At 40.5% G+C, this 13,136-nt stretch carries 8 protein-coding genes; 6 read left to right on the plus strand and 2 right to left on the minus strand.

The features are described 5' to 3' along the window. Window positions 1-472: 472 nt before the first annotated feature. Both ASE74_RS06850 and ASE74_RS06855 read left to right on the plus strand, forming a co-directional pair. Window positions 473-3,694: a TonB-dependent receptor gene (locus tag ASE74_RS06850; RefSeq protein WP_055906132.1), complete on the plus strand. Its 3,222-nt coding sequence runs from the start codon at window positions 473-475 to the stop codon at window positions 3,692-3,694. Window positions 3,695-3,714: 20 nt separating this feature from the next. After that, window positions 3,715-5,685, plus strand: a complete 1,971-nt coding sequence (locus ASE74_RS06855; protein ID WP_055906135.1) for a RagB/SusD family nutrient uptake outer membrane protein — start codon at window positions 3,715-3,717, stop codon at window positions 5,683-5,685. Between the two features lie 67 nt (window positions 5,686-5,752). Here ASE74_RS06855 and ASE74_RS06860 read toward each other — a convergent pair whose 3' ends face one another. After that, window positions 5,753-6,028 (minus strand): Txe/YoeB family addiction module toxin, encoded by a 276-nt coding sequence (locus tag ASE74_RS06860; protein ID WP_055906138.1) that lies wholly within the window; start codon window positions 6,026-6,028, stop codon window positions 5,753-5,755. A 3-nt stretch (window positions 6,029-6,031) separates the two neighbouring features. Next, on the minus strand, window positions 6,032-6,307 hold the full coding sequence (locus tag ASE74_RS06865; protein WP_055906141.1) for a type II toxin-antitoxin system Phd/YefM family antitoxin: 276 nt from the start codon (window positions 6,305-6,307) through the stop codon (window positions 6,032-6,034). A gap of 347 nt (window positions 6,308-6,654) precedes the next feature. On the opposite strand from ASE74_RS06865, the gene ASE74_RS06870 reads away from it, so the two are divergent. From ASE74_RS06870 to ASE74_RS06885, 4 genes are all read left to right on the plus strand, one after another. Next, on the plus strand, window positions 6,655-7,656 hold the full coding sequence (locus ASE74_RS06870) for a family 43 glycosylhydrolase (RefSeq protein ID WP_082458674.1): 1,002 nt from the start codon (window positions 6,655-6,657) through the stop codon (window positions 7,654-7,656). Between the two features lie 9 nt (window positions 7,657-7,665). Then, complete coding sequence (locus tag ASE74_RS06875; RefSeq protein WP_055906143.1) at window positions 7,666-10,629, plus strand: sugar-binding domain-containing protein; 2,964 nt, start codon at window positions 7,666-7,668, stop codon at window positions 10,627-10,629. Window positions 10,630-10,844: 215 nt separating this feature from the next. After that, on the plus strand, window positions 10,845-12,515 hold the full coding sequence (locus ASE74_RS06880) for a beta-xylosidase (RefSeq protein WP_055906147.1): 1,671 nt from the start codon (window positions 10,845-10,847) through the stop codon (window positions 12,513-12,515). A gap of 135 nt (window positions 12,516-12,650) precedes the next feature. Then, window positions 12,651-12,863 carry a hypothetical protein gene (locus ASE74_RS06885; RefSeq protein ID WP_055906150.1) on the plus strand — a complete coding sequence of 71 codons (213 nt, stop codon included), beginning with the start codon at window positions 12,651-12,653 and terminating at the stop codon, window positions 12,861-12,863. Window positions 12,864-13,136 lie beyond the last annotated feature (273 nt).

Below are 13,136 nucleotides of genomic sequence, written 5' to 3' on the forward strand. Positions count from 1 at the left end.
GCACAGGCAGTACCCGTATGGTTTGCCTTTTTCTGTTTAACACCCTATAACAGCTCTTTAAATTAAGCCAAATTCTAAGCCCATCAAACCCTGGTAATATTGCGCTACAGGATGGAGCAGGACGGATTACCCGAATAAATGTTTTAATCTCGTATAACCAAGTATAAATCAAACAGAGGTTTCTTAATTAAACATTTCAATTATGGGCAACAAAAACAAAACTACCATCATGCAACCGTTTGCAGTAAAGGCCATCCGATTTAACCTTTAAAGCATTACACTACAGCAATTAAGCGAAGGCTAAGCAAGCCATAACAACAATAAACTAACTTATTCTTCATCATTAAACATTGTAATCCATCCATCAAAAAGTGGAGGAAATTACATCATTATATGCCCTCAAAAACAAATAGCATCACATCTAATACGCTATTTGGCCAAATAACCAAATATTTATAAAACCAATAACACTATGGATCTTAATTTTTATCCAGAAAACTTAAAGCGACGGAAGGGCTCTTCTTACAAAAGAATCCTGATCACAGGCATGTCTGCATTGTGCATATTATGCGTCGCAAACACCGCAAATGCTGATGCTAGCATTCGAAAAACAGCACTTTTAACGGTAGAAGCAAACAACCCAATGAGCAAACGGGATGTTACCTTAAAAGGAAAAATTGTTGACGAAAAAGGCGAAACACTGGTTGGCGTAAGCATTAAAGTAAAGGGCACTACCATTGTAACTTCTACTGATGCGAATGGCGCATTTTCAATTACCATTCCATCAACGGTGAGCAACCCGGTTTTGGAGGTATCGTACATTGGTTACACAAGTCAGGAAGTTCCAGTTAGTGGCAAAACAACCATTAGTATCCAGTTAAAAAGCGCAAGCAATGATTTGGATGAAGTTGTGGTAGTGGGTTATAACACCGTTAAAAAAAGTGATTTAACGGGAGCAGTTGTAAGTGTGGGTGCAGAAGAGATTAGATCAAGACCGGTGCAAAACGCATTACAGGCCATACAAGGTAAGGCTGCCGGGGTCGATATTACTTCCAACGAGCGCCCCGGGCAGTTGGGAAGCATCTTAATTAGAGGGGTAAGATCATTAAAAGCCAGCAATTCTCCGCTTTATGTGGTAGATGGAATCCCATTGCAAGCTGGTGGTATAGATGCGATTAACCCAAATGATATTGAAACCATTGATATATTAAAAGATGCATCTGCAACAGCCATATACGGTTCGCGCGGTGCAAATGGTGTTGTTCTGGTTACCACTAAAAAAGGTAAAATCGGCAGAATAACGATGGATTATGTAGGTACAGCAACCATCGAAACTTTAAATGATAGAATGGAAATGATGAATTCGGCGCAGTACATCGAATTCCGTCGTGATGCCTATCGCCGTGTCGGCTATTTAAATCCTTTAGCCAATGCCAATTCCACTTATCCGGCAGTACCTACCCTGGCAGATGATAACCGTATTTTCCCTAACGATAATTATGTAACTGCAAACATTGCACAGGGCTGGCAAAATGGTGTTTATGATGGCAGTTTGGTTCCTACTACAGATTGGGGCGACCTTGTTACCCGAACCGGTATTACGCAAGATCATGTATTGAGTGTAAGTGGTGGTACAGATAAGATAAAAGCATATGGATCGTTTGGCTACTTAAACCAAACAGGTACACAGTTGGGCCAGGATTTTGAGCGATATAGCGGCAAATTAAGTGTAGAACTTACACCCGTTAAGTGGTTTAAAATGGGCCTTAACTTAACTGCTACTTATGGCTTGCAGAATTATGGCTTCGTTGCTGCAAGTGCATCAGGTGCTGGCAATATTTATGCTGCAGCGCGTGGAATGCTTCCTTTAGCTGTTCCTTTTGATGCAAGCGGCAATAGAATTAACCTGCCGGGTGGTGATATCAATATTCAAAACCCGGTTTTGGAGGCAGATTATAACATCAACCTGCGTAAAACCTTAAGAACCTTAGGATCTGTATATGCAGAGGTTAATATTTTGAAAGGGCTAAAATACCGTATTAATTTCGGACCAGATTTTTCTAATTATTACAACGGCAGGTACCAGGATGCGAAATCAGTTAACCGCGATGCAGGTATCCCTGGCTCGGTAAACAATTATGCGCAATTAAACCAAAGCAATAAATTTGCCTATACCCTCGATCATTTATTATATTATGATAAAACGCTCGGCAAGCATAATTTTGGGGTAACCTTATTGCAAAGTTCATCGGCCTTTAAAGATGAATCATCATCATTAACAGGCAGTAAAATAAACCTGATTGCACCACTTTGGTACGGATTGAGGGCTGGCAGTGTTACCGCATTGGATGGCTTTGATACTGATTTAAGAAAATCGACACTGGCCTCGTATATGGCAAGGGTAAATTATAGCTTTAACAGCAAATACCTGTTAACGGCATCAACCCGTTGGGACGGTGCCTCACAGCTTGCCGCTGGCAACAAATGGGATTTTTTCCCTTCGGCAGCGTTGGCCTGGCGATTGGAGCAGGAAGATTTCATGAAAAACATCAAATGGGTTGATCAGTTAAAGCTTAGAATCGGTGTAGGTAGCACAGGCAACTCATCGGTAGAGATTGGCAGCACACTCGGCCTTTTACAACCGCTCACTTATACCTTTGGCAGTTCGGCGCAGATAGGTTATGTGGCATCTGATGCTTCATCGTCCAACCCGATCACTTTTCCTAACAAATTATTAAGTTGGGAAAAAACCTTACAGTATAACCTCGGTTTGGATTTCGACATACTAAAAGGAAGAATCAGCGGATCACTGGATCTTTACAAATCGAAAACAACAGATTTAATCCTGCTTAAAAATATCCCAATCATTAATGGCTATCCTAATTCATTTGATAACATCGGTTCGACTAAAAATAAAGGATTGGATTTGACTTTAAATACAGTTAACGTTAAAACAAGCGATTTTAGCTGGGAATCTACCTTAAGTTTCTCTACAAGCAAAGATGAAATAGTAAAGCTAAATGGAGGAAACATGGTTCTTGATCGCTTTTTTATCGGTCAGCGCAATGGCGTAGCTTACGATTTCGTTAAAGAAGGCATTTGGCAGAACACACCAGAAGATCTGGCTGAAATTGCTAAATACAAAACAAACGGCTTTACTTTCAGTCCTGGAAATATCAAGGTTAAAGATTTAAATGGCGATTATAAAATTGATGCCAATAACGACCGCCAGATATTAGGCCATTACAATCCAAGCTGGACAGGTGGTTTAACCAATACTTTTGGTTATAAAGGTTTCGATTTAACCGTATTTATTGTTGCCCGCTATAACTTCCTGATCGAAACCGGTGCAGAATCCTTACAAGGTCGCTTTGCACAACGTGTACTCGATTACTGGACGCCTACAAACCCAACAAATAGTTACCCTGCACCAAATTATGCCAGTGCAGCAGGCGATCAGTACAAAAGCTCAATGAACTACCAGGATGGTTCTTTTATCAAAATCAGAACCTTATCCCTGGGTTATAATTTCGCTTCAGATCTGGCGAAGAAACTCACTTTATCGCGCTTAAGGGTTTATGCGCAAGCCATTAACCCTGGCCTGATTTACTCAAACGTTAAATGGATCGACCCGGATTTGGGTGGTTCTACTTTTAACAGAGGTGTAGTATTTGGAATTAACGCAAGCTTTTAATAAAGCATAAGAATTTGATTATGAAAAAGATTAAAAATTTAATAACGGCAGTTGCCTTGCTTGGTGTGGCAATTATTTTACCAACCTCATGCAAAAAAAGCTTTTTGGATGAAGAAGTGATCAATGCCCGTAACACAGCTGATTTTCAAAAAACGGAAGGTTTGGACGGGTTGGTGATCGGGATGTACCAAAGCTTAAAATTCCATTTCAATTATACCTGGGCTTATACCAGTACCAATTATGGCGTTGATGAATTTACAGTGGGCGGCGACAGAACCGAGCAGATGTGGAATTCTTATGATGGCAACTTAAATTCATTTAACTCGGATGTACAGGCCGTTTTCGACAACATGTATACCAACATCAATTCGGCCAACATTGTAATAAAAAATGTACCTGTATATTATACCGGAGCCAATAAAAATACCCGTTTAGGTGAAGGTTACTTTATGCGTGCTTTCGATTATTTTAAACTGGTGAAACAATTTGGCGGTGTACCTTTACAACTCGAATCATTAGAAGTCATTAAAGAAGAATTTACCAGAAACACTGCTAAAGAAGTATATGAGCAGGTTATTCAGGATTTTATTCAAGCCTATAACCTGCTTCCTGCTACTCCAGGCGAAACCGGAAGACTAACCAAATGGGCCGCAGCACACTTTTTGGCCAAAGCATATTTATTCCGTGCAAGTGAAATGAATAACGACTGGAATGCTGATACCAAAACTGCCGATTTACAGAATGCCGTTAAATATGCTGATTTGGTGATTAACAGCGGCCAGCATACTTTGGCTACAAACTTTAGCGATTTATGGAATTTTACAGCTGTAGATGGTCCGAATGAAGCCAATAAGGAAGTAATTCTGGCAGCACAGTTTTCTAATAACACTGCAACGCAAGGCCGCTACGGAAACCAGGTACATTTATATTATCCATCAGTTTATCAAAATCTTCCTGGCATGCAACGTGATATCCCGGGCGACCGTGAGTTTCAAAGGATGAGATCAACCGATTATGCTATCGATGTTTTTGATCGGGTAAACGATTCGAGATTCTGGAAAAGTTTTAAAACACGTTACTTATGCAATAACCCTGCCGGTGCGCCAAAATGGACAGCAGCTACAGCACCTACACCTGCGCTTGTTAACCAGGTTAAATTTACCGGCGGACAGGAATCGATCCTTTACATAATAAACGATGCCAACGATACCCGTTATACAAGCACCAACATTACATTAAGGGCACCAAGTATGTATGTGAGGTATTTTGCAGGGCAGCCGCAAAGTTATTTAAACGCACATGGAAATTATGGTGTAAGCCAATACCCTGCCCTTTCTAAATTTATGGATGGTTCGAGGAATTTAATTGCTTCACAATTTGGCCAGCGTGATGGTATTTTAGCCCGTTTAGCCGAAACCTACCTAATTGCTGCAGAGGCTTACGGAAGATTAGGACAATATGCACAGGCCATACCATATTTAAACAAGGTAAGAGATCGTGCTGCTTATAAAGATGGCGAAGATCGCTCTGCTTATGTTGATGGTGGTATTGCTTACAAAACCAATGCGGCTGTTAACAGTTCAGGATTTGTATCCTACTCTGATAAAAATACTTATTTCGAATCTAACAATCTTCCGGTTACTACTGCAAGTACATTAACACCAATGCACTTAAATAGCGAAGCCGATATTTTTAACTCGAGTAGAGATTTTTACGATAAAGTGGGTGCCACCTCTAATGAAGATAAATTTAAAGCTTTCATTTTAGATGAGCGCTCTAGAGAATTGATGGGTGAGTTGATGCGTTGGGAAGATTTGGGCCGTACTAAAACACTTGTTACCCGCACAGCAGCTTTTAATGTTGAAGCCAAACCATTAGAAAACAAACATTACTTAAGGCCAATTCCGCAAAATTTCCTTGATGTACTTAAAATTAGTGGCGAACCTTTAACACCTGCACAAAAACAAGCCATGCAAAATCCTGGTTGGTAACCGGATTTAACCATTAACAAAAAGAGCGGTTTACCTTTTGGTAACCGCTCTTTTTGTTAATGACTTTTTATTTATCATAATGAAAACGACATTGAATAACCGCACACTGCTGATCTTTACCTTTGGTGCCTGATATTTGATAAACCAAGCGGTGCTCTCCTGTAATCCGCCTCGACCAAAATCCCTTTAAATTATGCTTTAAAGCTTCAGGTTTTCCTAAACCATGAAAGGGCGTTCTTGTAATATCTTTCAACAGTACCCTTACTTTTCTTTCCGCTTCTTCATCATTATCCATCCAGTATTCAAAATCTGCCCAACCCTCCTCGGTAAATAAGATTTTCATAGTTTAGGCCTTAACAATTTTTTTGTCTGCCAAAGAGAAATGCTTAGTTTTACCAGCTTTTAAACTCTCAATCGAATTTTCCAGCCTTTTACGATTTGCTTCTGTTGACATGAGATGTGCCGTTTCAGTAAGTGCATTGTATTCTTTAATAGAAATTACCACAACAGCATCCTCTTCATTGTTATTTCTTGGCACAATCAAAATGTCTTCCGTAGCGCTTATTTCGTCAAAATAGCTTTTCATGTTTGTTCTGAGTGAAGAAATTGTTACTGCTTTCATATTAATATTTATGTACAATCAAATGTACGTTAATATGTACAAATAAACAAACTGCTTTATCTATTTAAAATTGCAACTAAGCTATATTGCAATTCCATCCTACCGATAATTTTTACGTATTGCATTTGTTACTTCTATAAACCAATTTTAAGTTGGCATTTCAATCGTTTGAAAAGTCTTTAAAGTCAATCATCATAACTAAAGCACGTGTTCTACAGGATAGAGCAGGATGGCCCTCTAAATTTTAAACGTTAAACTCGTTTAACCATTTAACCAAATATTTCCTATTATAAAGAGTTTTTCAATCCATTGAAAACTGAAACACTCCTATATTGACCCAATTTGAGATGAATAAAATCCTGCTGGCCTTTTTAATGCTATTTTGCACCCATACTTTCGCCCAAAATAGCAATAAGATACAACCCGTTCCTAAGCCATTGTATAGCGACCCTGTTTATGATGGAGCTGCCGACCCGGTGGTGATTTGGAATAAAGGCGAAAAAAAGTGGTTTATGTTTTACACCAACCGAAGGGCTAAGGCTAAAAATCTTGATGGCGTAAGCTGGGTGCATGGTACAAGAATCGGCATTGCCGAATCGAAAGATGGTGTGAAATGGAAATACCGCGATACCTGTGATATCCAATACCGATTAACTGATTATACACATTGGGCACCAGAAGTAATCGAAAATAAAGGGATTTACCACATGTACTTAACCTATGTGCCTGGCGTTTTTAAAGATTGGCGTCACCCGCGCTACATTGTGCACCTCACCAGCAAAAACCTCATAAATTGGAAATTCGAATCAAAATTAAACCTTGCTTCCGAACGCTGTATTGATGCATGTGTGTTTAAATTGCCCGATAACAAAGGCTGGCGAATGTATTACAACAACGAAATGGCAGGCAAATCGATCTATTATGCCGATAGTAAAGATTTATACCATTGGGAAGATAGCGGCAAAAAACTGATCGGCGATAAAGGCTGCGAAGGTCCGAAAGTTTTCTATTGGAAAAACACCTACTGGATGGTGGTGGATAATTGGAACGGCTTAGGAATATATTCTTCTAACGACCTGCTGACCTGGAAACGGCAGCCCAAAAATATTTTGCAGGAACCCGGAAAGGGAACCGACGATGGTGTAATGGGCGGTCATGCCGATGTTGTGGTAAACGGAGATAAAGCCTATATCTATTATTTTACCCATCCGGGTCGAACACCCGAAAATAAAGGTATCGACAATGAAGCAACAAGAAGGAGCGTAATCCAACTGGCAGAACTAGAATACCAGAATGGCGAAATTATTTGCAACCGCGATAAACCATTATTCATTAAATTAACCCACTAACCAATTATAATGAAGCATATTTACCTTTTTTTAATGGCTGTGCTCCTGCCCCTTATTGCATCAGCGCAACAATCATCAAATCCACGGAAAACCTATAATTTTAATCCAGACTGGAAACTGTATGTAGGAGATTTGCCTGGTACAGAAAAGACTGATTTTGATGATAAAACGTGGAAATCAATCACCCTGCCCCATGCATGGAATGAAGATGAAGCCTTTAAAAAGTCGATAGAAGACCTTTCTACAGGAATTTCATGGTACCGGAAACATTTTACCATTCCAGCTACCGATCAAAACAGTAAAGTATTCCTCGAGTTTGAAGGCATTAGGCAGGCGGGAGAATTTTACCTGAACGGAAAGTTTATCGGCAGACATGAAAACGGGGTAATGGCTTTTGGTTTCGACATTAGCAGCTTAATTATTCCAAATAAAGAAAATGTAATCGCCGTTAAAATCGATAACGCCTGGAACTATAAAGAAAAAGCCACCAATTCTGGCTACCAATGGAATGATAAAAATTTTAACGCCAATTATGGCGGAATATCCAAAAACGTTCGCTTGCATGTAACAGGCAATATTTACCAAACACTTCCACTATTTTCTACCTTAAAAACAACGGGCAACTACTGTTACGCTAAAGACTTTAATATTAAAGGCAAATCAGCGGTAATTGTTTCTGAATCTCAGGTAAAAAACGAAAGTACTACCGATCGGAAACTCATTTACGAAGTGGAGCTAAAAGATCTTGACGGGCAAGTTGTTAAAACTTTTAAATCAGCCGAAACCACTATTAAAGCTGGCGATACCATAACCTTAAAAGCCGAGGCATTGGTAAATGAATTGAACTTTTGGAGCTGGGGTTACGGTTATTTATATACCGTTACTTCGAGATTAAAATCAGCAGATAAAATTATTGATGAACTCAGCACCAAAACTGGTTTCAGGAAAACTGAATTTAAAAACGGAATGGTTTACCTAAATGATCGTGTATTGATGATGAAGGGTTATGCCCAGCGCAGCAGTAACGAGTGGCCTGCAATTGGCTTATCGGTGCCGCCCTGGCTAAGCGATTACAGCAACCAACTTATGGTAGAAAGCAATGCCAATTTAGTGCGTTGGATGCACATTACCCCATGGAAACAGGATATAGAATCGTGCGACAGGGTGGGTTTAATTCAGGCCATGCCTGCCGGAGATTCGGAAAAAGATGTAACAGGAACCCGCTGGGACCAACGCAAAGCGGTAATGACGGATGCCATTATTTATAACCGCAACAACCCAAGCATCGTTTTTTATGAGTGTGGAAACGAATCAATCAGTGCGGCACATATGCAGGAAATGAAAGACATCAGAAACCTTTACGATCCGAACGGCGGCAGAGCCATCGGATCGAGAGAAATGCTGGACATCCCCGAAGCCGAATACGGTGGCGAAATGTTGTACATCAATAAAAGCGCAACCAAGCCCGTATGGTCTATGGAATACTCAAGAGATGAAGCTTTAAGAAAGTATTGGGATGAATATTCGCCCCCTTTCCACGTAAATGGTGCCGGCCCTAAATATAAAGATGCCGATGCCAGCGATTATAACCGCAACCAGGATTCTTTTGCCATTGAAGATATAATCCGCTGGAACGAATATTACGAAGAACGCCCCGGAACAGGCACCAGGGTAAGTGCTGGTGGGGTAAACATCATATTTTCAGATTCGAATACCCACCACCGGGGTGAAGAAAACTACCGCAGAAGTGGCGAAGTAGATGCCATGCGAATTCCAAAAGATGCTTTTTTTGCGCACAAAGTGATGTGGGATGGCTGGGTTGATGCCAAAAAAACCGGCATTCATATAATTGGGCATTGGAATTATAAAAGCGGCGTAAAAAAGAACATATATGTAGTGGCCAGTGGCGATAAAACAGCGCTATTTGTAAACAACAAATCGCTTGGTTTTGGCGAAAAAAGTAATGGCTTTCTTTTCACCTTTAAAAACATTAACTACCAGCCTGGCACAATCAAGGCCGTTTCATATTCTTCAGCAGGCAAAAAACTGGCAGAAACCCAATTAACAACAGCAGGTAAAGCCCTTGCTTTAAAACTTACCGCAATGAAAAATCCGAGTGGTTTTAAAGCCGATGGTGCCGATGTAATATTGGTGCAGGTTGAAGTTATTGATGAAAATGGAAACCGTTGTCCTACAGCCTCAAATATGGTAAGCTTTAATTTAGATGGCCCTGCCGAATGGCGTGGTGGTTTAGCGCAAGGACCGGATAATTATATTCTGGCTAAAAACCTGCCGGTAGAAAATGGCATAAACAGGGTACTCATCCGATCGGCAACCGCCGCCGGAAAAATTAATTTAACGGCAACAGCCGAAGGCTTAAAACCTGCAAACCTTTCTTTCGAAACTACAGCGGTTAAAATTGTTAACGGCATATCTGCCCAGTTACCAAGCAATGGTTTGAAACCAAACTTAAGCAAAGGGCCAACGCCCCTTGATCCATCTTACACCGTTTCGCGGAAATCGATCAAAATTATAGCAGCCGAAGCTGGTGCCAATAGCGATAAAGCCAGCTTAAGTTTCGACGATAACGAACTGAGCGATTGGGTGAACGACGGGAAGCTTAATACCGCGTGGATAAGATATACCCTGGCAAAAGAAAGCATTGTAACAGCAGTATCTTTAAAACTGAACGGTTTTAGAACCAAAATTTATCCATTAAAAATTCTGGTTGATGGTAAAGTGGTTTTTGAGGGCAATAGCAAACCGAGTTTGGGTTATTTTACCGCAAAGTGTAAAGCAACAAAAGGTAAAACAGTTACCATACAACTGGTTGAAGCAGGGAAAGAGAAAGAAAATTCGAATATTGGTGTAGAGGTAAACGGTAAAAAGCTCGATGATGGGGTAGAACGTGCAGAAACAAAGTTAAAAGGAGGTTTAAGTATTATTGAGGCCGAAATTTACGAGCAACCTTAGGCGATCTGTTAAAAGGTCGCCATTGCGAGAAGGAACGACGAAGCAATCTTTCATTTCAGCGACACTTTGCCATAAAGATTGCTTCGTTGGTTGAAAAAGCCTTACAGCAATGACGATAACCTGAGGAGATTAATCTTATAAGTGCTCCTGTTACTTATTTTGATTTTTATGCAATTAATTAACCCTCAGGATGACAACTTATAAAAACAAAAGCGATGAAAACACCCAGCAAAATTTACCTCCTATTCTTTAGCTTAACCGTTTTTATCCCTACAGTACAGGCGCAAGAAAATGCCAGCATTGAAGTTAATTTCGACAAGAATATTGCGCCTATGAAGCCCATTTGGGCCTGGTTTGGTTACGATGAGCCAAATTATACGTATATGAAAGACGGGCAGAAACTGCTTACAGAGATTTCGAAGTTAAGTCCGGTTCCGGTATACGTACGGGCGCATAATTTACTTACCTCTGGCGATGGTACCCCTGCTTTAAAGTGGGGCTCAACCAATGCCTATACCGAAGATGCACAGGGCAATCCTGTTTACAACTGGAAAATTGTTGATCAGATTTTTGATGCCTATGTAAAGCGGGGCATGAAACCTTTAGCCCAGATTGGCTTTATGCCCGAGGCACTTTCTACCAAACCTCAACCCTACCAGCACAAATGGAAACCTGGTGCCAAATATGATGAAATTTTAACCGGCTGGGCTTATCCTCCTAAAGATTATAAGAAATGGGGCAACCTCGTTTATGAGTGGGTGAAACATAGTGTGGCCCGTTACGGCAAAGCTGAGGTAGAAAGCTGGTACTGGGAAGTATGGAATGAACCTGATGGTGCGTATTGGAAAGGAACACAGAAAGAGTTCTTTAAGCTTTACGATTATGCCGCAGATGGATTGAAGCGTGCTTTACCTACGGCGAAAATTGGTGGGGCCAACGTTACAGGTGGTGGTTCTAAATATTTAGATGCCTTCATCAGGCACTGCTTAAACGATACCAATTATGTAACGGGCAAAATCGGCTCGCCGCTGGATGCAGTGCTTTTCCATGCTAAAGGCTCGCCAAGGGTGGTTGATGGAACAGTGCTAATGAATGTTAGAAACCAGCTGCGCAATATCGATGGCAATTATAAGGTGATCAGTAAATATCCCCAGCTTAAAAACATTCCTGTTATTATTGGCGAATCCGATCCTGAAGGTTGTGCTGCTTGTGGCATGAGTACCAACCCGGAAAATGCCTACCGTAACGGCACCATGTATTCGAGTTATACCGCAGCATCTTTCGCCAGGCTTTATGCGCTCACCGATCAATATAACATCAATTTATTAGGTGCAGTTACGTGGTCGTTCGAGTTTGAAAACCAGCCCTGGTTTGCTGGCTTTCGCGATTTGGCTACCAATGGTGTTGATAAACCTGTATTAAATGTTTTCAGGATGTTTGGCTTGATGAAAGGAAACCGTGTTGAAGCCAAAAGCAACCGCATGTACAACTTAAACACCATCCTCGATTCGAGCATTAGAAAAGCACAAACCGATATCGGTGTTTTAGCCACCAAAGCCGAGAAATCGGCTTTCGTAATGCTGTGGAATTATCATGACGAAGATAAAACAGATGCTAAAGAAACGGTTTCAATTTTGTTAAATAAACTACCCGTTAAAACGGTAACCCTAACCGAGTATCTTATAGATACTGAAAATAGCAACTCCTATTCGGTATGGAAAAAAATGGGTTCGCCACAGAAGCCAGATGCAAAACAGGTTGCAATTTTAGAAAAAGCAGGTCAGCTTAAAATGATCGGTAAACCAAAGAAATTTAATACTGACAATGGTGCTTTTAAAATTGAATTGGCCAGGCAGGGTGTGGCACTTTTAAAATTGGATTGGTAAAGCGGATTTTGCAAACTGTTTAAGCTTAAGCGCGTTTCCGAACGAGCGTTAAATAGATTATTGTTAGTAACGAAAATCATAAACTATTCATTGCATGACATAAATTATCAGTTTTACAATGAAACCTTCCTGCTCATGGCAGCGGCAAATCATGAGTATCATGAAACCTTCCTGCTCACGGCAGCGGCAAATTATGAGTATCATGAAACCTTCCTGCTTTCGGCAGCGGCAAATTATGAGTATCATGAAACCTTCCTGCTTTCGGCAGCGGCAAATTATCAGTATCATGAAACCTTCCTGCTTTCGGCAGCGGCAAATTATGAGTATCATGAAAGCTCGCTGCCGTGAGCTGCTAAAAATCATTGTAAATGATTAGCTGTTTAAAAAGAACTGCTTATTTATAAGATTGCTTCGGCTGGTGTAGACCTGGCCTAGGCAATGAAGATATTAGTAAAGTTCAGTTTTTTTTAAAAGTAATAAACTAGAGATTAAGATTATAGAACAAAGCGATCGCATTATGATTCCCCATGCGGGAGAATGACGGATTTATTACGATGGCAAATCCAAAGATTTCTCCACTACGGTCGAAATGACGTTACTATGTACCCCTTCAGTTTCTTA

The organism is Pedobacter sp. Leaf216, from assembly GCF_001421515.1.
In the GTDB taxonomy this organism is placed as follows: Bacteria; Bacteroidota; Bacteroidia; order Sphingobacteriales; family Sphingobacteriaceae; genus Pedobacter.

Coding starts and splice junctions, on each gene's coding strand:
- ASE74_RS06855 (WP_055906135.1), top strand. CDS start 3,715: ATGAAAAAGATTAAAAATTTAATAACGGCAGTTGCCTTGCTTGGTGTG.
- ASE74_RS06870 (WP_082458674.1), top strand. CDS start 6,655: ATGAATAAAATCCTGCTGGCCTTTTTAATGCTATTTTGCACCCATACT.
- ASE74_RS06860 (WP_055906138.1), bottom strand. CDS start 6,028: ATGAAAATCTTATTTACCGAGGAGGGTTGGGCAGATTTTGAATACTGG.
- ASE74_RS06875 (WP_055906143.1), top strand. CDS start 7,666: ATGAAGCATATTTACCTTTTTTTAATGGCTGTGCTCCTGCCCCTTATT.
- ASE74_RS06865 (WP_055906141.1), bottom strand. CDS start 6,307: ATGAAAGCAGTAACAATTTCTTCACTCAGAACAAACATGAAAAGCTAT.
- ASE74_RS06885 (WP_055906150.1), top strand. CDS start 12,651: ATGGCAGCGGCAAATCATGAGTATCATGAAACCTTCCTGCTCACGGCA.
- ASE74_RS06850 (WP_055906132.1), top strand. CDS start 473: ATGGATCTTAATTTTTATCCAGAAAACTTAAAGCGACGGAAGGGCTCT.
- ASE74_RS06880 (WP_055906147.1), top strand. CDS start 10,845: ATGAAAACACCCAGCAAAATTTACCTCCTATTCTTTAGCTTAACCGTT.